The 24,201-nt window shown below is 70.7% G+C and carries 19 protein-coding genes; 3 read left to right on the top strand and 16 right to left on the bottom strand.

What is annotated here, in order from left to right:
- Nucleotides 1-2: 2 nt before the first annotated feature.
- Both AB4Z01_RS18905 and AB4Z01_RS18900 read left to right on the top strand, forming a co-directional pair.
- Nucleotides 3-806, top strand: a complete 804-nt coding sequence (locus AB4Z01_RS18905) for an FAD binding domain-containing protein (protein ID WP_441696092.1) — start codon at nucleotides 3-5, stop codon at nucleotides 804-806.
- Nucleotides 806-2,272, top strand: a complete 1,467-nt coding sequence (locus AB4Z01_RS18900) for an amidase (RefSeq protein WP_441696091.1) — start codon at nucleotides 806-808, stop codon at nucleotides 2,270-2,272. The genes AB4Z01_RS18905 and AB4Z01_RS18900 overlap by 1 nt, the downstream gene beginning before the upstream one ends.
- Here AB4Z01_RS18900 and AB4Z01_RS18895 read toward each other — a convergent pair whose 3' ends face one another.
- The gene (locus AB4Z01_RS18895) at nucleotides 2,273-3,169 is read right to left on the bottom strand and encodes a LysR substrate-binding domain-containing protein (RefSeq protein WP_441696090.1); all 897 of its coding nucleotides are present in this window, start codon (nucleotides 3,167-3,169) and stop codon (nucleotides 2,273-2,275) included. It abuts the gene before it with no gap.
- A gap of 144 nt (nucleotides 3,170-3,313) precedes the next feature.
- Nucleotides 3,314-4,225, bottom strand: a complete 912-nt coding sequence (locus tag AB4Z01_RS18890; protein WP_441696089.1) for a LysR substrate-binding domain-containing protein — start codon at nucleotides 4,223-4,225, stop codon at nucleotides 3,314-3,316.
- A 122-nt stretch (nucleotides 4,226-4,347) separates the two neighbouring features.
- On the opposite strand from AB4Z01_RS18890, the gene AB4Z01_RS18885 reads away from it, so the two are divergent.
- Nucleotides 4,348-5,052 carry an SDR family oxidoreductase gene (locus tag AB4Z01_RS18885; RefSeq protein ID WP_441696088.1) on the top strand — a complete coding sequence of 235 codons (705 nt, stop codon included), beginning with the start codon at nucleotides 4,348-4,350 and terminating at the stop codon, nucleotides 5,050-5,052.
- Between the two features lie 200 nt (nucleotides 5,053-5,252).
- Here AB4Z01_RS18885 and AB4Z01_RS18880 read toward each other — a convergent pair whose 3' ends face one another.
- From AB4Z01_RS18880 to tssJ, 14 genes are all read right to left on the bottom strand, one after another.
- Nucleotides 5,253-5,642 (bottom strand): DUF3060 domain-containing protein, encoded by a 390-nt coding sequence (locus AB4Z01_RS18880; RefSeq protein WP_441696087.1) that lies wholly within the window; start codon nucleotides 5,640-5,642, stop codon nucleotides 5,253-5,255.
- 189 nt (nucleotides 5,643-5,831) lie between these two features.
- Nucleotides 5,832-7,325, bottom strand: a complete 1,494-nt coding sequence (locus AB4Z01_RS18875; RefSeq protein ID WP_441696086.1) for a M23 family metallopeptidase — start codon at nucleotides 7,323-7,325, stop codon at nucleotides 5,832-5,834.
- A complete protein-coding gene (locus tag AB4Z01_RS18870) occupies nucleotides 7,325-8,602 on the bottom strand; it encodes an ImcF-related family protein (protein WP_441696085.1) in 1,278 nt (425 codons plus the stop codon). Before AB4Z01_RS18870 ends, AB4Z01_RS18875 begins: the two co-directional genes overlap by 1 nt.
- Nucleotides 8,603-8,619: 17 nt before the next feature.
- Nucleotides 8,620-10,251, bottom strand: a complete 1,632-nt coding sequence (locus AB4Z01_RS18865) for a formylglycine-generating enzyme family protein (protein WP_441696084.1) — start codon at nucleotides 10,249-10,251, stop codon at nucleotides 8,620-8,622.
- Nucleotides 10,244-11,458, bottom strand: a complete 1,215-nt coding sequence (locus AB4Z01_RS18860) for an ABC transporter permease (protein WP_441696083.1) — start codon at nucleotides 11,456-11,458, stop codon at nucleotides 10,244-10,246. The genes AB4Z01_RS18865 and AB4Z01_RS18860 overlap by 8 nt, the downstream gene beginning before the upstream one ends.
- A 7-nt stretch (nucleotides 11,459-11,465) precedes the next feature.
- On the bottom strand, nucleotides 11,466-12,200 hold the full coding sequence (locus AB4Z01_RS18855) for an ABC transporter ATP-binding protein (protein ID WP_441696082.1): 735 nt from the start codon (nucleotides 12,198-12,200) through the stop codon (nucleotides 11,466-11,468).
- Entirely contained in the window at nucleotides 12,197-14,224 is a 2,028-nt protein-coding gene (locus AB4Z01_RS18850; protein WP_441696081.1) for a vWA domain-containing protein, read from the bottom strand. Before AB4Z01_RS18850 ends, AB4Z01_RS18855 begins: the two co-directional genes overlap by 4 nt.
- Nucleotides 14,221-15,735: a protein kinase domain-containing protein gene (locus AB4Z01_RS18845; protein ID WP_441696080.1), complete on the bottom strand. Its 1,515-nt coding sequence runs from the start codon at nucleotides 15,733-15,735 to the stop codon at nucleotides 14,221-14,223. Before AB4Z01_RS18845 ends, AB4Z01_RS18850 begins: the two co-directional genes overlap by 4 nt.
- Complete coding sequence (locus AB4Z01_RS18840) at nucleotides 15,732-16,499, bottom strand: PP2C family protein-serine/threonine phosphatase (protein WP_441696079.1); 768 nt, start codon at nucleotides 16,497-16,499, stop codon at nucleotides 15,732-15,734. The genes AB4Z01_RS18845 and AB4Z01_RS18840 overlap by 4 nt, the downstream gene beginning before the upstream one ends.
- Nucleotides 16,496-17,182, bottom strand: coding sequence for a type VI secretion system-associated protein TagF (gene tagF / locus AB4Z01_RS18835; protein WP_441696078.1), 687 nt, complete (start codon nucleotides 17,180-17,182; stop codon nucleotides 16,496-16,498). Before tagF ends, AB4Z01_RS18840 begins: the two co-directional genes overlap by 4 nt.
- Nucleotides 17,164-20,808 (bottom strand): type VI secretion system membrane subunit TssM, encoded by a 3,645-nt coding sequence (tssM, locus tag AB4Z01_RS18830; RefSeq protein ID WP_441696108.1) that lies wholly within the window; start codon nucleotides 20,806-20,808, stop codon nucleotides 17,164-17,166. Before tssM ends, tagF begins: the two co-directional genes overlap by 19 nt.
- Nucleotides 20,809-20,815: 7 nt before the next feature.
- Nucleotides 20,816-22,225 (bottom strand): type IVB secretion system protein IcmH/DotU, encoded by a 1,410-nt coding sequence (gene icmH / locus AB4Z01_RS18825; RefSeq protein ID WP_441696077.1) that lies wholly within the window; start codon nucleotides 22,223-22,225, stop codon nucleotides 20,816-20,818.
- A gap of 3 nt (nucleotides 22,226-22,228) precedes the next feature.
- Entirely contained in the window at nucleotides 22,229-23,569 is a 1,341-nt protein-coding gene (gene tssK, locus AB4Z01_RS18820) for a type VI secretion system baseplate subunit TssK (protein WP_441696076.1), read from the bottom strand.
- Nucleotides 23,570-24,058, bottom strand: coding sequence for a type VI secretion system lipoprotein TssJ (gene tssJ / locus AB4Z01_RS18815; RefSeq protein WP_441696075.1), 489 nt, complete (start codon nucleotides 24,056-24,058; stop codon nucleotides 23,570-23,572). It abuts the gene before it with no gap.
- Nucleotides 24,059-24,201: the final 143 nt, after the last annotated feature.

Raw genomic sequence — 24,201 nt, 5'->3', positions numbered from 1 at the left:
GGATGAAACCGTTCGACTATGCGAGGCCGGCCTCGCTCGCCGAGGCATCGGCGTTGCTCGCCTCGGGCGAGAGCCGCCTCCTCGCCGGCGGCATGACGCTGCTGCCGGTCCTGAAGCAGCGTCTGGCCGACCCCGACCGCCTGGTCGACCTGTCCGCCATCGCGGCGATCGCCGGCATCACCTGCGGAGCCGACAGCCTGACCATCGGCGCCATGACGCGGCATGTCGAGGTGGCGACAGGGCTTGTCGCCGTCCTGCCTGCCCTCGCGGCGCTGGCGGGCGGCATCGGCGACCAGGCGGTGCGCAACCGCGGCACCATCGGCGGCTCGATCGCCAACAGCGATCCGGCCGCGGATTATCCCGCCGCCGTCCTCGGCCTCGGCGCCACCATCGTCACCGACCGGCGGGAGATCCCGGCCGACGACTTCTTCCGCGGCCTGTTCGAGACGGCGCTGGACCCGGCCGAGATCATCGTCGCGGTGCGCTTCCCGATCCCCGCCGCCGCCGGATACGCCAAGTTCGAAAGCCCCGCGTCCCGTTTCGCGCTTGTCGGCGTCTTCGTGGCGCAGACGGCGTCAGGCGTCCGGGTCGCGGTCACCGGCGCCGGTCCCTGCGTCTTCCGCCAGGCGGCATTCGAACGAGCGCTCGAGGCGGAGTTCGATGCGAACGCCCTGAACGGCATCCCGGTCGATCCGCGCGGTCTCAACGCGGACCTGCACGCCGAGGCCGACTACCGGGCGCATCTGATCTCCGTCATGGCCAAGCGCGCGGTCGCCCGCGCCAAGGAATTCGCCCGGGGGGCATGATGGAAACGGCATCGATGAAGGGCGGCGCGGGGTCTGCGCCGGAGGGGTTCGCTCGGCTGTCCGCCGGCGAGCTGCTGGAGGGCTACCGCCATCGGCGCTTCACGCCGCGCGAGGTGCTGGAGGATGTGATCGCCGCGCTGGAGCACACCGACGCGCTGTGCAACGTCGTGGTGACCCCGATCTACGAGGCGGCGCGCGCCGCCGCCGATGCCGCGGGCGCGGCCTGGGCGGCGGGGACGGCCGAGGGGCGGCTGGCCGGCGTCCCGGTGACGGTCAAGGACCTGATCTTCGTCGCCGGGGTTCCCGCTTCCGCCGGGGCGCCGGCGATGCAGGGCTTCGTCCCCGACGTGGATGCCGCGGCGGTCGCCTCGCTCAAGGCGGCGGGTGCGATCATCACCGCCAAGACCACGACCTGCGAGTCGGGCTACAAGCTCACCGCCGACAGCCCGGTATCCGGCATCACCCGCAATCCCTGGCGGCTCGACCGGACCAGCGGCGGGTCGAGCGGCGGGGCGGCCGCGGCCGTCGCGGCCGGTTGCGGGCCGCTCGCGGTGGGCACCGACGGCGTCGGGTCGATCCGCGTCCCTTCCGCCTTTTGCGGTGTCTTCGGGATCAAGCCGACCTTCGGCCTGGTGCCGCGATCGCCCGGCTTCTCGCCGCCGTCCTGGGCATCGCTGGCGCACACCGGGTCGATCGCCCGCACGGTTGCCGATGCCGCGCTCCTGCTCGAGGTGATCGCGGGCCATGACCCGCGCGACGGCGCCAGCCTGCCGATCGGCGCGCGCCGGTTCGATGTCACGGCGGGACGGCTGGACGGGCTCCGGATCGCCGCCAGCGAGGATCTCGGCTTTGCCGCGGTCGACCCGCAGGTGCGGGCCGCGTTTCGCCGGGCGCTCGATACCCTGGCCGATCTGGGCGCCGACGTGGCGGCCGGCGGACCAGCGCTCGACACCGACATGCTCGAGGGCGTGCTGCAGCCGATCGCCTTCACCGAGCAGGCGGCGGCGGTGGCACATCGTTCGTCGGACGAGCTCGCCGGGTCGGAGGCGGAGTATCTCGATGTCGTCGCCCGCGGGCGGGCCTATCGCGGCACCGAGTACATCGCAGCGACATACCGGCGCGGCGCGGTCCGCGGGCAGTTTCTCGATCTCTTCCGCCGCGCCGACCTTCTGGTCACCCCGACCGCCGCGGTCACCGCCTTCGCCGCGGGCACCATCGGTGTCGACACCATCGACGGGCGCGAGGTCGACCCCCATCTCGGCTGGTCCCCGTTCACCTGGCCGATCAACCTGGCGGGGTTGCCGGCCGCCACCATCCCTTGCGGCTTCGACGCAGACGGCCTGCCGATCGGGCTCCAGATCGTCGCCCCATGGCTGGAGGAGGGCGCCATCTTCCGGGTGGCGGCGGCGTTCGAGGCGGCCCGGCCCTGGCGCGACCGCTGGCCGGCGCTGCCGGCGCCGGGCTGATCACGCGTTCGATCCGGTCCTGTCGGCGGCGTCGGTGGCAGGCCGGTCGGAAGCGGCCGCCTCCTGATCCAGGCCCAGATAATGGGCGAGATAGTCGTGCAGGGCGAGGGCTGCCGGCGAGGTCGTGCCGGGCGCCTTGTAGAGCAGGAGATCGACCTTCGGCAGCGGCGGGAAGCCGTCTTCCGGACCGAGGCCGCGCATCCGCGGAACCAGGGCGCTGCGGCCGAGGACGCTGACCGCCATGCCGGCGAAGATCGCCGCCTGCAGCCCGCCCATGCTCTCGCTCACGCAGGCGATGCGCCACACCCGGCCTGCTGCCTCGAGGCAATCGATGGCGTGGTCGCGATAGATGTTGCCGGGCGGCAGCAAAGCCAGAGGCACCGGGGTTTCCCGGTGGGCGCCCGACTGGTCGCCGCTGACCCAGACGAGCTGCTCCTGCCGCACCACCTGGCCGCCGGTGAAGTCGTTCATGCGCGTCACCAGCGCGACGTTCACCTCGCCGCGGCGCACCAGGTCGACGAGCGGCGTCGACAGCGCGCAGCGCAGCTCCACCTGGATGCGCGGAAAGGCGAGCCTGAACACGCCGAGGATCGCAGGAAGCATGTGGGCGGCATAGAGATCGGGCGTGCCGAGGATGACATGCCCCTCGATGTCCGGGGAGGACAGCCGCGACAGCAGCTCGTCATGCAGTCGGACGATCGACTTGGCATAGTTGAGGATCAGATCGCCGTCCGCCGTCAGCGCCATGCGCCGGCCGTCATAGTTGAACAGCACCCGTCCGGTGAGGTCTTCCAGCCGCTGCAGCTGCAGCGAGATCGCCGGCTGGGTGCGGCCGAGCCGGCGCGCGGTCTCCGTGACGCTGCCGGTGTCGACGACGGAAATCAGAGACCGAAGCACGCGGATGTCGAGACTGATCAAATTCAAGGCAATCCCGAGCCTCCCAGCCACCCGGATGATGCGGCGCCTGTGCCGAAGCAATTTTCATGCCTCGGCGATGCGGCGGCCGTTGATGCGGCGCCGCTCCTCCGGCGCTGGTTAGGGTCAACGAGGCGTCGGCCATGAACATTGCTTCTTTGCTTCATCGACCATCCACTCGATCACCATATCTCGGGCGGACGATTTGCGATGCCGAGGCCATACCAGGTAAAAGCTCGATGGACCCAGAAGCGATCCGTCCAGGATGCGGGTCAGGCGGCTTTCGGCCATATCCCGCGCGACGAAATCCCGGTTCGCGAGAACGACGCCTTGTCCCGCGATCGCGGCCTCGATCGCGTGTGACGTCTGGCTGAAGCTGATTCCCTTGAACGAAGTCCGCTCGCGCAGTCCGAGATGCTTCTCAATGAATTCCGGCCAGAAGTTATGGGCATCGTGAAGCAGCGTGTAGCCCGCAAGTTCCTCCGATGTCGTCGGCGACTGCCGCGCGGCCAGCAGCATGGGGCTGCCGACGGCGATGATCTCTTCCTCGAACAACAGCTCGGTCGCCAAACCCGGCCCGAATGGCGGCCGTCCATACCGGACGGCCAGGTCGACGCCGTCCGCCTGGAAACCGGACATGCGTTCGGTGGCGAGGACATGCAGGTCAAGGTCCGGATAGCGCGCCGTAAAGTCCGGCAGGCGCGGGATCAGCCATTTGGACGCGAATGTCGGGGTGGTGCTGATCGTGAGCCTGACCGGCTGCGGTCTCAGCTCGTTCGTTGCTCTTGCAATGATTTCGAAGGCGCGCCGGATATCCGCGATATAGCCTCGCCCTTCGCCGGTCATCGCCAGCGTTCGCGGTAGCCGCTCGAACAGCTTCACGCCGAGTTCGGCTTCCAGTCCCCGGACCTGCTGCGCGACCGCTCCTTGAGTGACACCGAGTTCCTCGGCCGCCAGCCTGAAGTTCAGATGGCGGGAGGCGACCTCGAAGGCCTTGAGGGCATTGAGGGAGGGAAGCTGTCCGGGAGAGTTGCCCATTCGATAGTTTTTCTACTGTCGTGTGAGAGCGGAACTGCTTCGTCGCTGCCCGAGAGAGATGCTATTTTAAGAGGCAGGAATAAGCAAATCCCCGGGTCAGGCCCGAATGGAAGGATCGGACGATGTCAGTAGAAAAAGTGGCAATCATCACGGCTGGTGGCAGCGGCATGGGCGCGGAAAGCGCGAGACGTCTTGCCGCCGACGGATACAAGGTGGCCATCCTGTCGTCTTCGGGTAAGGGTGAAGCGCTCGCCGCCGAACTCGGCGGCATCGGCGTCACGGGCACGAACCAATCCGTCGACGATCTCAGACGCCTGGTCGATGCGACGATGGGGACATGGGGCCGCGTCGATGTCCTGGTGAACAGCGCCGGCCATGGTCCGCGCGCTCCGATCGTCGAGATCACCGACGAACAGTGGCACACGGGATTGGACGTCTACCTGATGAACGTCATCCGTCCGGTCCGGCTCGTCGCTCCCATCATGCAGAAGCAGAAGTCCGGCGCGATCATCAACATCTCCACGGCCTGGGCCTTCGAACCGTCGGCCATGTTCCCGACATCGGCTGTGTTCCGGGCGGGGCTTGCCGCCTATACCAAGATCTTCGCCGACACCTATGCCGCGGACAATATTCGCATGAACAACGTCCTGCCCGGCTGGATCGACAGCCTGCCGGAGACGGATGAGCGCCGCGTCGGCGTGCCGATGAAGCGCTACGGCACAAGCGCCGAAATCGCCGCGACCGTCGCCTTCCTGGCGTCGGCAGGGGCGGGCTACATCACCGGCCAGAATCTCAAGGTCGATGGCGGCCTGACCCGGTCGGTGTGATCTCGCGGAGGCTCGTCTCTATCGCTTTCGTCCTCCTGCGTAAAATATACGAAGCGGGATTATCTCATATGGCGTCTTTGAGTGAGAAAGACGCCATAAGTCTTTGTATTCTTGCCCAGTTGAGGATTCGCCCTCGTCGCGGGCGGGGTCGGTGGTGCCCGCGCGATCGAGCACCTGCGCCTCCCGAGCCGTCGGCAGGATCAGCGCCGGGGCTGTTCGCCGTCGAGCGGTGCGATACGGTTGCCGCTGCCCGCGTCGACGATCGAAGGCGCCTCGGACTTCTTCGTCCAATAGACTTGGTTCTGCGATCCGGACACGGTCAGCGTGGCGCCTGCGGCCAGCCCGATCGAGACCATGTTGCGGTCGCCTTCGAGGATGAGCGAACGGCACTTGCCCGCGAGGGTGTAACGCTGGTCGTCGGCGCGAATGACGACGTCGCGGTCGGCGCAGGCGATGGGCTGGCGTTCGGCCGCAGCCTGCAGAATCAGGATCTCCGCCTGCGATGGAGCGCCGGGAACAATCAAAAACCCGAGCCCGGCTGCGATGCCGGGGATCACCCGGGTCATCCGTCGACTCTTGATCGCGGTCATCGGCTCTTCTCCTTCCTTCATTGCCGGTGAACTCCACGGTCGGTCCGATCCGACCTGATCTGCGGCAGTTCCCAACAGATTCCTGTAAGGATACTGTGCATGTCGTGGGACCGGATGAACATTGTCCGAATGCGATCATGCCGCCGGATGCGCACGGCCGCGTGTTTTTCCATCGCGGGCCCCAAACCTTCATTTCCGGAACGCGATGAGCAGGACGTCCTTCAGGGCCTGGCCGGTCTCGAGAAAGGGCATCGGGTCGACCGCGACGTCTCCGCGCCGGATCTCGTAGTGCAGATGAGGCCCGGTCGATTCGCCCGTGGAGCCGAGCGCGCCGACGACGGTCCCGGCCATGACCGGGTCGCCCACGCCAACCGCGAGGGACTGCATATGCGCGTATCGGGTGACCAGCCCGTCGGCATGCTGGATCTCCACCATGTTGCCATAGCCGCCGGCGATGCCCGACCGCAAAACCCGGCCCGCACCGGTGGCGAAGATCGACGTTCCCGCCGGGGCGACGAGATCGACGCCCGTGTGCATGATCGTCAGGCCGGTGATCGGATGGACGCGCACGCCGAAAGGGCTCGACTTCTGATACGCGACACGCAGAGGCGGCGCCAGTGGCAGCTCCGGCAGGCGAGCTGCGAGAAGGCGGGCATGGGCGTCGAGCGCGGCGGGTGAGAACGGGTCCGCGTTCAGGGCGGGGCCGGCCGGCGGCGGCAGGTCGAGCCGGTCCAGGGCGCGGTCGACCGCCGCGACCGCCACGGCCAGGCGCACGGTCTGCGCCAGGCGCCGGTCGGTGGCCGCGACATCGGCCGATGAGAGGCCGAGCGCTGCAAGGTCCGGGCCGGCCGCGTCGACCGGGGCGGGCGGCTCCGTCTCCGGCGACCGGGGCTGGTACGACAGTGCCAGAGCGACCGCCAGGACCGTGAGCACGGCCAATGCCCCGACGCCCAGGAGGAGCGGAAGCGGAGCCCGTCCGGCGAGACGAGTGCGTCGGGGCGATCGATCGCGCGACTGCGATGCCGGCTGCGATACGCCATCATGCGGGGCGGTCCGCGCCGCCAGGACGAGCACCGCCGGCTCACGCGCGTCCGGTGCGGCGGCGCACGCGGCCAGCCGCCGGGCCACGGCATCGGGCGGCTCGCGGAGGAGGGACGCATCGACAGGCCGCGCCATATCGATCGTCAGATCACAGGAGGCCAGGACCAGCCGCTCTCCGGTTTCCAGCTGGATGCGCGTCGCCTCCGTTCGGGAGGACGTCTTCTCGGATGGGGACCGCCCGTCGAAGGCGATGGCCGCGAGACCTTTCGGGCCGAGGCGGTAGAGGCCGATTTCGCCGGTCCGGACGCACATCACATGCGGCAGGCTGACGATCGCGGCCAGGATGGACACGCCCTCGGATCTCCCGCGGGACTGCTGCCGGTGAGTGGACCGAAGCGCGTCCCGCTCGATCCGCCGACGAACCGCCCTGGCCAGCTCCGCCCGGCTGAGCCCGGCCGGGAGCGCTGCGAGATCCCGCAGCACGGCGGCGGCTTCGTCGCGAAGATCCGGCACCTCGCTCCCCGGCACGGCCAGGGCCCAGAGACCGATCTCCGGCCGGCTGAGCGCGTAGGACGCCCCGGCGATGCCGGCGTCGCAGGCGGCGCGTGGAGCCGCGCCCGGCCGGGGGGCGACCTCCGGCATCAGTCGAGCGGCGAGGTCGATGGTGGCGCATCGCCCGGCAGCCCGCCGGCCGAATCGACGAGCGGGCGCGCCGCGTCGATCAGCGCCGCGAAGCCGGGCAGATCCACGCCGTCGCCTGCGAGGAGCCAGGCATAGCGGCGGTCGATCGCCGACCATGGCCTGGTGCCGCCGACGGCCTCGGCCAGAGCCGAAAGCCGCGCCGCATCCGCATCGCTTGCCCGGTCGAACAGCGTGGCCTGACGCGCGGCGACTGCGAGGCGCAGGAGCGGTCCGGGCGATCGGGTCAGGGCGTCGATGACCTGGCCCGCGCCGTCGGTCCGGGCCGGCAGGATCTCGATATCGTCCAGAAGGCTGTCCCAGGCCCTGGCGGTATCGTCGAGATACAGCCCGAGCACGGTCGCGGCGAGGGTGCGTCCGACGCTCTCGCGCCGTTCGCTCTGGCGCAGCACCCAGGCATCGGCCTGCAGCGCGCCGGAGAGATCGGCCAGCGCCGGCGCCATCACCCGATGGAAGCCGTCGGCGGTGAGCAGGCCCGGGATCGGCGTGGCGAGGGAGGCGCCGGACCGGCGGGCCAGCGGCCAGCCATCGGCGCCGAGTACGAGATCGGCGCGGAACGGCGGCAGTGCCTGCGCCGCCTCGGAGCTTCGGATCGCGGCGTAGGCCTGGACCGCAAGCGGCGTCTGCTGGAGGCGGGCCCGGACCCGGTCGATCGCCCCGGCGTCCACCTGGGGCATGAGGCGCGGCTCCGCGGCCAGGGCCCGGTCCAGGTGCTGCGCCAGCCGCTCGCGCCGGTCGGGGGCGGGCATGGTCACGGACCAGTCGATCGCAGCCCAGAGGCGGACCAGATCGTCCTGTCGCGGGGCATTCGCGTCGCCGAGGGCGAGGACCGCCTTCAGCCCTTCGAAGGCGAGCTCGGGCGCGACGTCGGAGCGGTCGATCCGCTCGAGGATGCGGCCCGCCAGCCGCCGGAGAAGCCCGTCGCGCAGCAGGTTTCGGTCCAGCCGCTGGGTTTCCGTCCACAGTTCGTCGAGGTCACTGGCGTTCAGGCCGGCCCTTCGCCACCAGGCAGGCGGCGCGCCGGCCAGCGGGGAGGCGGAGAGGCGGTCGAGCGCGGCGAGGGCGACGGCCGGATCGTCCGGCGACGCGGCGGGATCGGGCTCGGCGGCGCGGGCCTCCGCGATCGCCGACCGCGCCTCCCCGGCGAGCCGCACATTGGCGACATGGATGGCGGCGAGGAGAGCGGCGGCGACGGCGAGCCCGCCCGCCAGCACCGCCATCCATGTCCGCCGCCGGGTCATCGGGTCAGGTCGTCGACAAGGCTCTGGGGATCGGCGGCGCCGTTGTCGCGCATCCGCTGCATGTGCAGCACGAAGATGTCGACATAGGGCAGCAGCGCGTCGGAGCCGCGGGCGTGCAGCTCCGCCTTCAGCGTCGGCACCTGCGCCTGGACCACCTCGTCCGAATAGTCTCCGGCGGTGCTCAGCACGGTGTCGACATAGATCTCGCGCGAGGTGCGCACCGTGTCCTCCAGCCCGGAACGCTGCTTTTCCATCTGCTGCATCTGCGCCTCGGCATCGCCGAGCGCCTTGCGGGTCTGGGCATCCTGGCGCCGCGACTGCAGCTGCCGCAGGGCGGGGCGCGCCACCTGCTCGATCGCCTGGCCCACGGCCAGCAGGCGTTGCTGATCGGTGCGCAGCTTGTTGCCGAGCAGCGCGCCGACATTCACCAACGACCGCACCGTCCGGTTCCGGGCGTCGTTCCGGTCGACCAGCGCCTCCCGGATCGATTGCCCGACGCCGCGCAGCTCGGATCTGATGGCGTCGTCGCCGGCCTCGTCGGCCAGGCGGTCCAGCGTGCTCAGGGCCGCGTCCTCGCGCCGGGCGTTCGCCGGGCTCTCGCTCGACGACGGCATGGCGCGCCATTCGCGTTCGATCTCCGCCAGCCGCTCGGGCGAGGTGATGACCGGCGCGGCCACCGCCAGGCGGAGCCCGAGCTGGCGGGTCTCGGTCGCCTTGCCGCTGCTGCCGGCGTAGTAGGGCATCTCGACGCGCATGCCGGATCGGATCTGGTCGAGCGGCATGGTGAAGTCGCCGCCGCGGACGATGAAGCCGCCGGCCTGGCCGTGCAGCCGGCCCCGCCGGTTCAGCCGGAACGGCTCGAACATCATTTCCGACGCATTGCCCAGGATGTCGTGCAGGTCGAGCGGGTTGGGCTTGAGCAGGCCGATCGGATGCAGCTTGCCTTCCGCCGAGCCGGTGCCCTGGTACCAGAGATACTCGGCCGGAACGCCGCTGGGCATCGGGAAGCGCGACGCCAGGAACGTCTCCGAGGAGACCGCCATGCCGCCGCGGGCGGCGTATTCCCATTCGTCCTCCGTCGGCAGGCGGACGAAGCCGGGGGTTCCCGATTCCGAGGGCAGCACGTCGCGGGCATGGGTGATCAGCCATTCGGAATAGCGTTGGCCGAAGGCCACGGCATCGAACCAGGAGACCTCGGTCTGCGGCACCCGCGTCCGCATCGTCGGGTTCGGGCACTCGCCGCCGGCCAGCGCATCCCACTGCGCGCGGGTGACCTCGTACTTGCCCATCAGGAAGTAGCGGACGCCCGGCGTCGCCGTGTCGGTGAAGGAACCGGCGACGACCTCGAAGCGGCGGTCGCTGAGGAAGCCCAGCTCCGGCTGGGCGTCGCCGAGCTGGACCCGGACGTCGTCGAGGATGCCGGCGGAGGGCAGGTCGATGCGCCGGAAGGTCATGGCGCCGCCGCAGGGCAGGGGCAGCACGACATCGCCGGGCGCCGGCGACGGGTTGTAGGACTCCTCGGGCCAGGTGATGGGCTCGGCCGCCCGGCCCGGGACGGTGATCGCCAGCCAGGCCGCGAGTCCCAGGAGCGCGGCGCGCAAGGGCCGGGCGGCGGGTCGGTCAGACATCACGAAGTCCCTCGGACGGTTGGATGCGGGCGGCCAGCAGGCCGCCCCAGCTCGCCGACAGCAGCGCGGCCAGGATCGTCGCCGCCGCGGCGATGCCGAAATGCACCAGCAGCAGCCGGCAGATGCGCTCGCCGGGCTGCAGGCTGCCGGCGAAAATGGTGTTCAGCGCGGTGGCCGCGCCCTGGAAGACGAGGCCGGCGAGGGCGACGCCGAGCACGGCGATCAGCACCGCCTGCACCACCGGGAAAGCCACCAGGGACCGCGTCGGCAGCCCGATCAGCCGCAGCATCGCCAGATCCCGCCGCTTGCGCTCGACATGGCCGCGCAGGCTGGCGGCGAGGGAGACCAGATAACCGAACGCGCCGCAGCCGGCGATCAGCCAGAAGGCGATGCCGAGATTGCGGTCCAGCAGCTGCATCTGCGCGATCTCGGCCGAAGCGGTGCGGACCTCCACGCCCTGCTCCTTGAGCCGCGCCTCGATCGCGCCGACGTCGTAGATCGAGCGGGCATAGAGGCGGAAGCGTGCGAACACGCGATCGGTGGTCGGCGGCGGGGCGCCGGTCCAGCCCCGAACGGCGACGGCGAAGCCGTCCCGCCAATCCTCGGTGGCGGTAAGGAGGTCGAGCGGCGCCAGCAGGGCGTCGGCCGGCGCGATCGGCGCGTCGGTGACGCCGGAGACGGCGAGGGTCAGGCGCTGCGCCTCGAGGCGGCCGTCGCGCTGCCGAGTGATCTCGGCGGTGAGCCGGTCGCCCGCGGCCGCGCCGAGGCTGTCGGCGAGCCGGCGGCCGAGCACGACCGCATCCCCGGCCGGCGGCGCGTTGCCGGCGAGCAGCGGATCGCCCAGCCCGGACGGCAGCAGCGCGACGCCGGAGAGGGGACGGCCGCCGCCATCCGCCTTGCGCAGCCGGGTGAAGCTGGCGGCGATCGAGCGGGTCGCAGGAACGACGAAGGCGATTCCATCCTGCCCGGCCAGGTCGCGGAAGAACGCCGCGTCGAAGCGGCCGCTGCCGGCTGGCACGATCTCGCGGTTGCGCGGATCCTCGATCAGCCGCTGGGCCAGAGTGTCGATCAGGCCGAAGCGCATCCCGAACAGGACCAGCAGCGGCGCCAGCACTGCGGTGAGGCCGAGCACCTGGCACAGCACGATCCGCCAATCATGGCCGAAATCCCTGGCGGCGAGGCGCGCCGCGAGCGCAATTCGTCGCATGACCGGCTCAGGTCCAGAAATAGGCGCGCACGGCATCCTGCTCGCGCCGCAGGGCATGGCCGAAGGTCCGGTATCCGCCGGCCTCGGCCCTGGCCCAGTCGTGCGAGGCGATGATGGCCGTGGTCTTCAACTGCTGCACGGTCTCGATCAGCAGGCCGAACACCTGCTCCGCCGTGGGCGGATCGAGCGACGCCGTGGGCTCGTCGGCCAGCAGGATGTCGGGCCGGTGGGCGAGGKCGCGGGCGATGGCCACCCGCTGGCGCTCGCCGACCGACAGGCGGCGCGGCTGGACGTCGAGCAGCCGCGCGAGACCGAGCCGGCGCGCCAGCGTTCCCAGATGCTTCGGGTCGTGCCGCCCGGCGACGCGGGCGGTCAGGGCGATGTTCTCGCCGACCGTCAGATAGGGCAGCAGCCCTCCGGTCTGCAGCACATAGCCGATGCTGTTGGCCCGCAGCGCCGCGAGGGCGTCGTGCCGCCGGCGACGCCAGAGCAGGGCCAGGTCGACGGGCGAGCCCTTGCCGCCGGCCAGATGAAAGGCGCCGGCGCTGTCGGGGGCCAGGGTGCCGCCCAGCAGGTCCAGCAGGGTCGACTTGCCGGAGCCGGACTGGCCGGTCAGGAACCAGATCTCGCCGCGCTGGACGACGAGGTTGCTGACATGCAGCTCGAAGGCGGCGCTGCGGCCGCCGCGGCGCAGCGTCACGTCGCGCAGGGCATAGACCGGCGGGGGCGCCAGCACGTTCATGGCAAGGCGTCGAGCGGGATCGGAGAGACGGCATCGCCGCCGCTGCGGTCGCCGTCGAGCGCGATCCACAGATCGGTGTTGTCGTAAATCTGCCGGTACAGCGTGACCTTGGCCTCGAGGTCGTCGAGGAACTGGCGTTGCTGGCCGAAGCTCCAGGACAGCCAGTCGTCCTCGCTCAGCTCCATGATCCGGCTGCGATAGGGCAGGCCTTCGAGGTATTCGCCGATCAGGCCGAGATCGGCCAGCCGGCGGGCATTCTCGCCGCCGACGCCCTCGGGTCGCCGGGTCATGGTCGCGGCGGCGCTGCGCAGCTGACGAAAGAAGTCGTTCGGGGCGACGCGCGTCGACTCGCCGGCGTCGATGATCGCCTTCAGCGTCGCCTGCAGATCCGAGAGCTGGTTCCGGCTGATCAGGACCCGGACGTCGAGCGTCTTGCGCGCCGGGTTGGCGATGTCCCGGTCGGACACCCAGGCCGAGAACAGGCGGGGCGGCTGGTTCCCCTCCATCCGGCCGAGATAGGCGAGTTGCATCGCGCGACCGACCAGGCCGGCACGGGCGAAGGCATTCTCGGCCACCGGTTTCGCCGGGGATGGCGCCGCGGCGGGTGGCGCGTCCGCAACCCCGGCCTGGGGCACCGTATCCATCTGCTGGAGGATCGTCTCCGAGATCCGGTCGATCACCGTGCCGAAGCTCGGGACGTCGCCGCCCTCGACCGGGAAGTAGAGGCTGCCGATGTTCGGGTAGGCGGTCATCGGCGTGTAGGCGTCCTCGGCGGCCGCGTGGTCCACCTTGCCGGCCGGCGTCTTCAGATGGATCACCATCAGCGCCGCGCCCTTGGACTGGGCCAGGAGGCGAAGCTGGTCCGGGTCGAGATGGGTCGAGGAGTTGGGATCGCTGGCTCGGCGCGGGCTGGCGTCGGTGACCAGCACGACGAAGCGGCCGGCGACGCCGGTCCAGTCGATGTCGTCGAGCGCGGACTTCACCCCGGCCAGCGCATCCTCGCGGAAATCGAGATTATCCGCCGTCGAGGCCGATGCGGCGTCGAGGCGCCCGAGAAGCGACGCCCGGTCGTGCCCGTCGGCCAGGGTCGCGAACACTTTGGCGATGTAGCCGTCCGGCGTGCCGTCGGGCATCACATCGCGGAAGCCGACCAGGCCGAAGCTGACCCGATCGCCCTCCTCGGACGCCGCGAGCTTGGCCGTCAGCGCCTCGATGGTGGCGCGGGTGCGGGCGACATAGGGCTCCATCGATATGGTGGTGTCGACGACGAAAACGACGCCGGCGCGATACCCTTCCAGCAGCTTGGCCGCCTCCTCGGGATCGGGCTTGGCCGGGTCGGGCTGGTCAGGCTGGTCAGGCTTGTCCTGCAGCGATGTCGCCGCGACCTCGAGCGCCAGCCCCGAGAAGCCGCTGGCGAAGTAGCCATCGGTCCAGTTCAGGATCGGCAGCAGATAGAAGGTCTTGGCCGGATCGATCCAGCTCGGCGGCTCGATCGCCGTCACCGGACTGTCCGGGGGTAAAGCGCGGGTTTCGGCGGCCTGGCGCAGCGTCGCGGCCCGGGCGGCGGCGTCGGGCGATTCCATCAAGGTGAGAAGCGGATCGGACTCCTTGAAGAACAGGGCGCGGTCGCGATTCACCGGGTTGGTGAAGAGGACGATCATGGTCTGCTTCCAGTCGATCGCCTCCGCCGCCGGGATCCACCCCAGCGTCCGGCCGCCCGGGGTCGTGCCGACCTCGATCCAGTCGGCGTCGCCGCTCTTCGCCCGGCCGTAGACGAAGAGCATCGACAAGGCCGGGATCTCCGGGCCTGCCGAAGCCCCGCCCGGCTCCGTCGCGGCCTTGGCGCCGGGGCGGGTCAGCACGCGCTGCCACAGGCTCGTCGTCCCCGGCATCAGCAGCGGCGTCCGGGCTTCGGCCGGTGCGGACGGGGTCTGCGCCGCCGCCGTGCCGGGAAGGATCGCCGCCGACAGCCCGACCACGAGGCCCATGGCGAGGAAACGGGCGAGGGGAGGCACTCGGATCATGGTTCGGAACCTGCGTTGCCGAGGGCCTGAAGACGCGGCCGTGCATCCTCCATCCCCCGTTCCAGGGCGGTCGAATAGAACTCCCGGGCCTTGGCCGGGTTCGGCGCGGTGAAGGGGTGGGCCCCCTGGTCCCAGGAGGCCGGATCGTAGAAGCGGGCGATGCCGAGCGCGGCCTCGCCGCTGCCGCGCCGTGCGGCCTCCTCCCACAGGACCAGCGCGGTGTCGGCGTCGCGCTTCTCCTGCAGGAAGCGCTGCCCGGCCAGGTACAGGTCGTGCGGCGGCAGGTCCAGGAGCCGGGGCAGTTGCTGCCGGTCCAGGGGCGGGTCTTGGGGGATCGCAGTTCCAGCCTCGGCTGAGGCCTCCGCTTTCGGCTGCTCCACTTTCGATTGCGCGGGCTCCGGCTGCGCCGGTTCGGCGGGCGCCGGCTCCGGGCGCAGCACTTCGATGGCGGGCCTGGATGCTGCTGCCGACGGCTGTTGCCGCGTTGGCGAAGGCGGCGGGGGGCTGGTCGGGCGCCATTGCCACCAGAGGCCGCCCCCTGCAGCGACTAGGACGAGACAAAGGAGGGTGGCGATCGCGGCGACCCAGCGCCACGGCGTCCCGGCCGAGGGCGCCGGCCGCTGTCCGGAGGTGGCGGTGACGAGCTCCCGCATCGATTGCGGCCGGTCGAGCGGATCGGGCGCGAGCATTCTCGCGATCTGCGGGGCGAGGCTGGGCGGCACGCCGTCGAGCCGCGGAACGGTCCGGCGGGCGTTGACCACCGCCATCATTGACCGGCCCATATCGAGCGGCCGGCCGCGGGCGGCTGCGGCGAGCACGAGCCCGAGGCTGTAGATGTCGGACCGGGAGTCGACCTGCGCGCCGAACAGCCCGACCTGCTCCGGCGACGCCCAGGAGAACTTGCCGGCGAAGGCGCTGCCGACCACGGTCTGGGCGTCCGGGTCGGAGAGCTTGGCGATGCCGAAGTCGATCAGCTTGGCGCCGCCGAGCCGGCCGTGCTCGAGCAGGATGTTGTCGGGGGACAGGTCGCGGTGGCAGATGCCGATGTCATGCGCCTCGGCGAGCCCGGAGGCCAGACGGTCGCGCAGCGCGACGACCTCCTCCGGCGTCAGCGGGCCGTCGCGCAGCCGCTCGCTCAGGGACGGGCCGTCGACATACTCCATGACGAGGTGAAGGCGCCTCGACTCGTCGCGGAACAGCCCGTCGTAGCTGACGATGGCGGCATGCCGGATCTTGCGCAGGGAGTCGGCCTCGCGCAGGAACAGGGCGACGATCGCCTCGTCGCCCATCAGCTCGGGCAGGATGATCTTAATGGCGTGGCGCGTCCGCTGGTCGATGTGCTCGGCTTCGTAGATCTCGCCCATGCCGCCGCGGCTGATCAGCCGCACGATGCGGTAGGTGAACAGGACGGTCTCGCCGGGCGACAGCTCGGTCGCAGGCTTCGGCCCCCTCGGCGGTTCCGGGATTCTCGGCAATGCATCCTCGGACCGGCGCTCGGGCCCGGCGGTCACGACTGGCCTCCGTTCGGCCGGCGCGGCGGTATGGTGCGCTCCTCGTCGTCCTCGCAGGCCAGGATCACGACGGTGACGTTGTCCGGCGCCCCGCGGCCCAGCGCCAGGTCGACCAGCCCGGTCGCCGCCTGATCCGGCGGCATGGCGTCGAGCAGATTGGCGATCTCGCCCTCCGAGACGACGCGGGTCAGGCCGTCGCTGCACAGCAGGAAGACGTCGCCCGGCAGCACGACGCTCCGCTCCATCTCCAGCTCCAGCGTGTCCGTCGCGCCGACCGCCCGGGTGATGACGTTGGACTGGGGATGGTGAAGGGCCGCTTCCGGCGACAGCGCGCCGCTGTCGACCAGCTCCTGCACATAGGAATGATCCCGCGTGATCTGCCAGAGCTGCCGGTCGCGCAGCAGGTACAGGCGGCTGTCGCCGGCCCAAAGGCAGACGAAGCGGCCGGCGTGGATCAGCAGCACGATGGCGGTCGACCCGATCGTCCCGCCGGCCCGCGTCGCCTCCTGCCGCAGAGCGTCGTGGACTTCGGACAGCCGGGCATGCACATCGCCCATGAAGGCGGCGCCGGAGTCGGGGACCTGCACCCGGTCCAGGGCCTCGACGATCATCCGGCTGGCCTGGTCGCCGCGCCGGTGGCCGCCCATGCCGTCGGCCACCGCCCACAGGCCGATCTCCGGCTTGGACAGGAATGCGTCCTCGTTGTGATGCCGCACCGCGCCCGCATCGGTGCGACCGGCGGATCGGAACTGAAAGCGCTTCACCGAGCGGGCTCCGCGGCGAGGCGTGCCGGCATGAACGCCCGCGGCCAAACCATGGGCGGCGGCAGCCCGTCGCCGGCGAGGTACCAGCCCTCCGAAGCCGGGCCGGTCCAGAACCGCGCCGAAGCCGTCGTCGCGCCAAGGCGCAGCGCGGCGATGCCCAGCCCGTCGGATGAGGACAGCGGCGCGCCCCGCCAGCCCTCGCCGATCTCGGCTGGCGGCCGGTCCTCATCCATCAGCGGGGGACCAAGATTCTCGACCGCGGCTTCCCACGCCTCCGGCGCCGTGGTGTCGTCGAGCGCGGCGAGCGCTGTCCGTTCCAGCGCATCGAACCACCCGGCGGCGAGCAGCGGCGCCTCCGGGCCTGGATCCGCTTCGAGCGGCGAGGCGAGAGTAAGGGGAAAATAGCGTCCGACCCGGTCCACGCTGGGCATCAGAACCCCCGCCATCGCCGGACCCGCGCTGCCCGCCGGCAGCAGAAAACGCCAGACCGGCGCCGTCAGGAAGCTGTCCAGCCAGCCGTCGCCGAGCGCCTCGCGCGTCGCCGCCATGCCGCGCTGCAGCCAGTCGTCCCAGGGCTCGACGAAGCTGTGCGGCAACCGGCGGGTGACGAAGTCCCCGAGCCAGGGCAGCTTGCCGAAGATGCCGGGGCTCTCGGCCGCCGGGATCAGAAGGCCTGCGGACATTGGAACTCCCTCAGCTGCGGCAGCGTGAAGGGGTTGAGGACGCTGGCGGTGCGGATCTCGAAGGTGGCGTTGTCCTTGCCTTCGCTGATGGTGAGACGGAACCGATCGCTGGCCGAAGCGCCGGCGATGCGGGAGCGGTCGACCAGCCGGAACAGGGCCCAGGGCCCGTCCAAGGTGATGCCGCCGCTCGGCGAGCCATCGACGGCGGTGAAGGAGACGCGGACTTGGCCGGCCCCGGTGCCCGGCCAGCGCATCGACACCGGGCGGACCGGACCGTGATCGTAGGAGACGGTCTGGCCGTTGATGTCGAGCGTCACGCTCGCCGCCTCGGGCGACAGGTCGACGGGCTCGATCTCGAAGCCGATGCTGGGCGCCGTGCCGCCTTGCGGGAAGAACGCGTCGCGGATCCTGGCCGCCCTCTCGAACTGCGCCAGCGTACTGTCGGCGATGCCGAGATCGACATTGTTCAGCCGGGCCCAGCGCCAGGGGTTGCGCGAGGTGTCGGCATATTGGGCGAGGTTGCTGGAGAAGAAGCCGTCGATCAGCCCGCCGGGGGCGAACAGTCGGCCGAAATCGTCCAGCTTCACATCCTGCCTGGCGCCGCGGGCGAGCGGATAGCGCCCGGCCAGCGCCGTCTGGCACAGCGGCCGGCCGGTGGTGTTCCAGTCGGCATTCAGCGTCTGCCGCGCCCCGCCGATGGTGACGTTGGAGGTGGCCTGGGCGATCTGCTCGGCCCAGCCGCGCATCGCCTCCGGCGCCCGGCCGGCCGACGCGATGAGCTGCTGCGCCAAGGCCCCGAGCTCGGCATTGGCCGCAGCCCCGGCGGCGCCCGGCGTCATGGCGCTGCGGTTCATCTGGCGATAGATGTCGGCCAGCGTCCGGATCATGTCGTCGAGCGGCGCCGCGGCCCCGTTCGGACCTTCGACGAAGGTGTGCAGGTCGCGGAACCGTTCCTCCACATAGGCGCCCGGCAGCGGCGCGGAATCCGACGGCGAGGCGGCGGCGCCGAGGCGCGTCCGGGCATAGTCCTGGGCGAGCAGCGAGGCGATCCGGCCGCTCATGCCGAAGCGGTTCTGTGCCATCGTCTCGGCCTGGGCGGCGGCGACATTGGCCACCTGCTTCTGCCCGGCGCTCAGCTCCGGCGCGGCCTGTCCCGCGGCGGCCGGGGCTTCCTTGGTCAGTGCCGTCTCCTGCGCCGCCCCTCGCAGGACCGCGGCCAGGGGCGAGCCCGGGCCGGACAGGATGTTCAGCACCTCGATCGCATGGGCCCGGCTTTCGAACGGGACCACGCGGATGTCGGCCAGGAGCGCGTTCCAGGCCGAGATGTAGTCGTTGTAGTAGAGCTGCAGCGCGTCGCTGGCGATCCGAGCCACGGTCGCGTCGTCCGGCTCCTCCGCCGCTGCCTGCGGATCGGTCACCCAGCGGTCCGAGGCCACCAGGCGCGCGGCATCCTCGACCTCCGACAGGACCACGTCGTGGAAGCCGCGATAGGTGAAGATCCCCGGCACGCCCTCGCCGAGGCTCTTGTTCGAGGCCCGGACCAGGGCGCGCGGGGTCTCGGGCCCGCCGTGGTCGCTCACATTCCAGACCGGCAGGGCGGCGGCATCGGGGCCGGCGGCGACCAGCGCGTAGGCGCGCTGCGCCGGGGGCGTGGCGGCGATGATGCCGCGGACCCGCTCGACCAGCCGGCCGTCGATCCCGATCCCGGCCAGGGGCCGCTCGAGCAGGGCGGCGGTGTGGGCTTCGACGGACCGGCGAAGGGCGGCGTTCTGCTCGCCGGGATAGCGCTGCGCGAGGTCGATGCGCAGCCATTCCAGGATGGTGGCGGCATCCACCTCCGGCGCCTTGCCGCCGAGCATCAGGTAGCTCTTCAGCGCGACATGGGCGAGGTCGGAGGGCTGCTGCACGCTGCGCAGCATATCCTCCAGCCGGAGCACCAGACGCGGCAGCAGGACGGTGTTCAGGGCATGCCGATAGGCCTGGACAGTACCCTGGGACAGGGTGTCGCCCTGCCACAGGCCGAATCGCAGCTCCCATGGTGCGGGATCGTTCTGCCGCTCATAGCCGGTCGGCGCCATGCGCAGGGCGTCGAGAGCAGGCAGGACGGGACCGAGGTCGGCGTCACGGACCGGTCCTTTGACGTCGCCCAGCTTCGCGGCATAGTCGTCGAGGCCGTCCTGCGCCGAGGCGATCAGGGTCTGGTTGCCGAGATAGCTGACGGTCCAGGCGGCGACCAGGCCGACCACGACCACGGCGGCGACGGCCGTCACGCCCCAGCGGACCCAGCGCAGGCGGCGCTCGAGCCGCGGATTGGTCGAGACGATACCGGCTTCGGCGAAGACCACCTTGCGCAGCAGGTCGGTCAGGAAGTAGCTGCGGCCCCGGCCATGCGCGGCCGTCATCTGCTGGCGATCCAGGCCGAAGGACCGCGCCATCGCCCCCATCAGCCGGTCGAAGGGCGTCCCCTCCTGGGTGCCGCTGGTGAGGTAGACGCCCCGCAGCAAGGGCCTGGCGTCGTACCGGCTGGGGCGGAACGCCTCGGTCAGGAACTCGTGCAGCGCGTCGCGCATCGACGCGACCTGGGCCGGGAAGCCGTAGACCAGGCTGCGGTGCTGGATGTCCGGCTCCTGGTGCAGCCGCTCGACCACGCGGTCGTTGAGCCGGTCGACCAGCAGGTCGAACTCGCGCAGGAAGTCCGGGACGACGCCGGTCTCGCCCTTGCCCTCGTCGAGGGCGAAGGTGACGCCCCAGACCTGCTCGCGCTCCTCGCGGCCGAGATTGTCGAAGAATTCCGAGAAGCCGGCCAGGAGGTCGGCCTTGGTGAACAGGACATAGATCGGGAAGCGGACGCCGAGCTCGTCCGTCAGCTCCTGCAGCCGCTGGCGGACGGCGCGGGCATGGGCCAGGCGCTCGCTGTCCGGCATCAGCGCGACATCGGAGATGCTGACGCAGACGATGGCGCCGTTGATCGGCTGGCGCGGGCGGTTGCGCTTGAGCAGGCCCAGAAAGCCCTTCCAGGCCGCGGCGTCGCGCGCGGCATGGCTGTCCTGGGTGGTGTATCGGCCGGCAGTGTCGATCAGCACCGCCTCGTTGGTGAACCACCAGTCGCAGTTCCGGGTGCCGCCGATGCCGCGGATCGCGTCCTGGCCCTGGCCGGTGCGGTCGGCGAGCGGGAAATCGATGCCCGCGTTCAGCAGCGCCGTGGTCTTGCCGGCGCCGGGCGGGCCGATCAGGACGTACCAGGGCAGCTCGTACAGCCAGCGGCGGCGCCCCTTGCCGCCGAGGCGCGTCTTGCGCAGCACCGCGAGAGCTTCGGCCAGCCGGGCGCGGATCGTCTCGATCTCCTCATCCGCCGCGTCGGCCGGGGCGGCGGATTGCTCGGCCGCGACCGCGTCGACCAGCTTCGCATTGGCCCGCTGGCTGCGCATGGCCGACCAGGCGATCGCCAGCGCCCACAGCACCAGCATCGCGGCGATGATGACGACGCGGACCAGGGCGTCCTCGAGCGGCCGCACCTCCGCCACCGCGATCAGCGGGCCGACGAACCAGATGATCGTCGACAGCAGCAGCACGCCGACCAGGGAGACGAACCAGCGGGCCGTCAGGATGGAGACGATCTTGCGCATCACGGGGTCAGCCGCCCTTCGTGGGCTTGAGGAGGACCACCTCGATCCGGCGGTTCTGGGCCCGGCCGTCGGCGGTGTCGTTCGGGACCAGCGGCACCGTGTCCGCCTTCGCTTCGACGGAAAAGCGGGCGTCGTCCTGGACCCGGTCCGCCAGCATCCGGCGGACCGACTCCGCCCGGGCCAGCGAAAGCTGCCAGTTCGACGGGAAGCGCAGGTTCCGGATCGGCTGGTTGTCGGTGTGGCCCTCGACCACCACCTGGCCCGGCTCCGTTTTCAGCGCGTCGCCGATGCGAACCAGGATCGGTTTGCGGTCGTCCGTCACCGTGTCGCTGGCCGAGGCGAACAGCCCGTTGCCGTTGATCCGGACCCGGGTGGTCTGCTGGTCCTCGACGACCGTGACCAGGCCTTCGCGGATCTCCGGCTCGAGGAAACGCTTGAGGCGGCTGCCCGAGGTCTCCTCGACGATCTGGGGCGCTGGCGGCGGTTCGACCGGCGCCGGCCGCTCGATCACCACCGGGCCGACCGGCGGCACCTGGGCGGCGGCGGCCATCACCGGCTGCAGCGTCCCGTCCAGAAGCCATTGATAGGCGAAGAAGGCCCCCAGCAGGATCGCGCCGGCCGCGGCGCCGACGACCCAGAGCGGGACCAGACGCGACAGCCGCCGCCCGGTCGGGGCGACGCCGACCCAGTGCGGCGACAGGGCGCGCTCGCGATGGTCTCGCCGCCGCCGGATCGCGCTGTAGAGGGAACCCTTGATTTCCGACAGCCGGGCTGGCCCGCGAGGATCGATCCGGTAGCGGCCCTCGAAGCCCAGCGCCAGGCAGACGTAGAACAGCTCGAGGATGTCGAGCGTCCGCTCCGGATCCTTCATCAGGTGGTCGAGGATGTCGAAGAAGCGCTCGCCGCCCCAGGTCTCGTTGTAGAAGGTCGAGACCATCGATTGCTTCGTCCACACGCTCTGGCTGCCCCAGGGCGTGTTCAGGACGAGGTCGTCGATGGTGGCGCACAGCCCGTAGCGGGCGGCCCGGATCGCGTCGGCCGTGGCGCCCGTGGCCAGGGCGTTGCGCTCGAAGGCGCGGATCTCGGCGATGACGCGTTCGCGCAGCAGCGGCACGTCGCGATGAACGGCACGGTTCTTCAGCCGCACCGCGAGCGCGAACAGGGGCGTCGCCGCCTGAATGACCTTGTTCACCCCGGTCGGCGCGATCGGTGCCGCCCCGCCGAGATCCGGCATCGCCACGCCGGCCGCGAGGCGGGGGCGGGGCTGCGGGGCCGCGTGCGGCACCAGCGTCTTCTCTCCGTCCCCGGCCGGAATGCCGCCGGTAACCACCGCCGCCGGGCGCGCCCCGCCGGGCCGCGGCCGGATCACGGTGCGGTCGGTATCCTGCGGGTCGGCGAACGGATCGTCATCGACCATCGGCTATCCCCGTTGCGCCTTGATGGCCCAGCATTCGAGCTGCAGGTTCGGGAACTCGCCCGCGACATGCACCGCCATGCCGCCGGACGATTTGAGATCGGTCCAATGGCGGCTGTTCCGGTCCAGCTCGAAATAGATCACGCCCGGATGGTAGGGCAACTGGCGGGGTGCCACCGGCAGCGGCCGGATGGTGACGCCCGGCAGCGCCGCGTTGACCAGGTTCCGGATCTGCTCCACCGGTCCGATCTTGATCTGCGTCGGGAAATGCCGGCGCACCGCCTCGGCCGGCACGTCGGCGCGGACCGCGAGGATGAAGGCGGCCTGGTCGAGCAGCGTCCGGTCATGGATCTCGGCGACGCGGATGCCGTAGCGTCGCTCCTCGAGCGGGATCGGGACGGCGCTCTGCTCGAGCACCGCGGACAGTGCCTGGCGCAGCTCGATCATCACCGCCTGGAAGCAGTGCTGCAGATCGTCGTGGCGGTAGGGCGGGAAGGCGACCGGCCGCTTGTCCCGGCCGGTGAAGGTCGAGATCTCCCCCGCCAGCTCGAGCATGGCGGCATAGAGCCGCTCGGGATGGATGCCGGAGGCGGCGGCGATATGGGCGAAGAGGGGTTCGGCACGGTTAACCAGCTGTAGCAGCAGGAAATCCGCCACCTCGGCCACGCCGCGCGCGTCGGAGGCGTTGACCCGGCCGGCCAGGGCCTCGCCGCGATGATGCAGCAGCCCGACCAGCTCGGAGACGTAGCCGGACAGGCTGGCCGAGGCGTCATGCGCCAGGCAGGGCGGGATGTACCTGTCGTCGAGGACGATCGAGCGGTCGGCCCGGACCTCGACGATGCGCGCGAGGCCGAGGCAGACATAGCCCGACCGGTCGTCGGTCTCGAGCAGATAGCGCAGCTTCAGCCGGGCCACCTGCATGGCGGCCACCGCCGGGGAGAATGCGTTCGCATCCGTCGCCTCGAACTCCGTGGTGGCATAGCGCGCCGTCGCATTGGCCTCGTTGTGGTCGATGTCCGGATTGCCCGGCTGCCGGACCGGCACCGCCAGATAGACGATGGCATTCCTGGTGTTCTCCGGCACCGTCAGGGGCGGGGGATGGTCGGCATCCTCCGGCACGGAAAACGGCGTGCCGTCGTCCAGCACCCCCGACACCCCCGAAACGGCAAACTTTCCAGTGCCGAGCAGGTCGCGATTGATGTGCAGCTCACGGATGCCCCAGCCATAGGGCAGCAGGCCGGCGACGCGGGCGCGGACCAGCTTCTCGACATAGCGGTCGAACTGCTGGAAGTGGTGGGTGCGGAGGAACATGCCCTCCGCCCAGACGACCTTGTTGTCCCAGCCCATCTAATCCTCGACCTTGATCGAGATGTCGGCGGCGCCGACATGGATCGCCACCGCGTCGACATCGCCGGGATCGACGCTTTCGACGGCGCGCCACTTGGCGCGGTCGATGTCGCGGAAGCCGGCTACCACCCCGATCTGATGGGCGGCAGGGTCGAACTGCACCGAGAGCGTCCGGGTCTTGCCCGGCGTCAGCAGCATCTGCTCGCTGCTGATCAGCGTGTCCCCGAGCGCCGCCTGGGGGTTCTCGGTCAGCTTGAAATAGTCGGCCTGTTCCAGCGCCGCCCCCGATTTGAGCTGATAGATCCGGACCAGGATCGGCGACGGGCGGCTCGAGGCGTCGGGATTGACGCCGGGCGCGGCGTCCACGGTGATCGTCGTGTCCCCCGGCTTGAAGCCGAGCGTCCGATCGACCATGTCGCTGATCGCCCCGACGGTGCTGCACCCCGCCAGCAGCCCGGCCGCGACCACCACTGCGATCAACTGCTGCAATCGCATCTCCTATTTCGCTCGGCCGGTAGCATTGTCGTCCTGTTTAGCAGGCGTTTTGTCCTGAGGCCAGACTGCGAGGAAAAAGCCCGTCCTTCTGTCCATAGCCGGCATGCGTTACATCCTCATTACGGGTGCGAAATCTA

It is taken from the genome of Inquilinus sp. YAF38 (assembly GCF_052113205.1).
In the GTDB taxonomy this organism is placed as follows: Bacteria; Pseudomonadota; Alphaproteobacteria; order DSM-16000; family Inquilinaceae; genus Inquilinus.
Note: the sequence above shows the minus strand (reverse complement) of the source record. Positions and strands in the feature narration are given on the sequence as shown.

What these genes read in the sequence shown, in the direction of transcription:
- AB4Z01_RS18890 (WP_441696089.1), bottom strand. Translation starts at nt 4,225, where the DNA reads ATGGGCAACTCTCCCGGACAGCTTCCCTCCCTCAATGCCCTCAAGGCC.
- tssK (WP_441696076.1), bottom strand. Translation starts at nt 23,569, where the DNA reads ATGGGCTGGGACAACAAGGTCGTCTGGGCGGAGGGCATGTTCCTCCGC.
- AB4Z01_RS18880 (WP_441696087.1), bottom strand. Translation starts at nt 5,642, where the DNA reads ATGACCGCGATCAAGAGTCGACGGATGACCCGGGTGATCCCCGGCATC.
- AB4Z01_RS18875 (WP_441696086.1), bottom strand. Translation starts at nt 7,325, where the DNA reads ATGCCGGAGGTCGCCCCCCGGCCGGGCGCGGCTCCACGCGCCGCCTGC.
- AB4Z01_RS18860 (WP_441696083.1), bottom strand. Translation starts at nt 11,458, where the DNA reads ATGCGACGAATTGCGCTCGCGGCGCGCCTCGCCGCCAGGGATTTCGGC.
- AB4Z01_RS18905 (WP_441696092.1), top strand. Translation starts at nt 3, where the DNA reads ATGAAACCGTTCGACTATGCGAGGCCGGCCTCGCTCGCCGAGGCATCG.
- AB4Z01_RS18870 (WP_441696085.1), bottom strand. Translation starts at nt 8,602, where the DNA reads ATGGCGGTGCTGGCGGGCGGGCTCGCCGTCGCCGCCGCTCTCCTCGCC.
- icmH (WP_441696077.1), bottom strand. Translation starts at nt 22,225, where the DNA reads ATGGTCGATGACGATCCGTTCGCCGACCCGCAGGATACCGACCGCACC.
- AB4Z01_RS18885 (WP_441696088.1), top strand. Translation starts at nt 4,348, where the DNA reads ATGTCAGTAGAAAAAGTGGCAATCATCACGGCTGGTGGCAGCGGCATG.
- AB4Z01_RS18865 (WP_441696084.1), bottom strand. Translation starts at nt 10,251, where the DNA reads ATGTCTGACCGACCCGCCGCCCGGCCCTTGCGCGCCGCGCTCCTGGGA.
- AB4Z01_RS18850 (WP_441696081.1), bottom strand. Translation starts at nt 14,224, where the DNA reads ATGATCCGAGTGCCTCCCCTCGCCCGTTTCCTCGCCATGGGCCTCGTG.
- tagF (WP_441696078.1), bottom strand. Translation starts at nt 17,182, where the DNA reads ATGTCCGCAGGCCTTCTGATCCCGGCGGCCGAGAGCCCCGGCATCTTC.
- AB4Z01_RS18900 (WP_441696091.1), top strand. Translation starts at nt 806, where the DNA reads ATGGAAACGGCATCGATGAAGGGCGGCGCGGGGTCTGCGCCGGAGGGG.
- tssM (WP_441696108.1), bottom strand. Translation starts at nt 20,808, where the DNA reads ATGCGCAAGATCGTCTCCATCCTGACGGCCCGCTGGTTCGTCTCCCTG.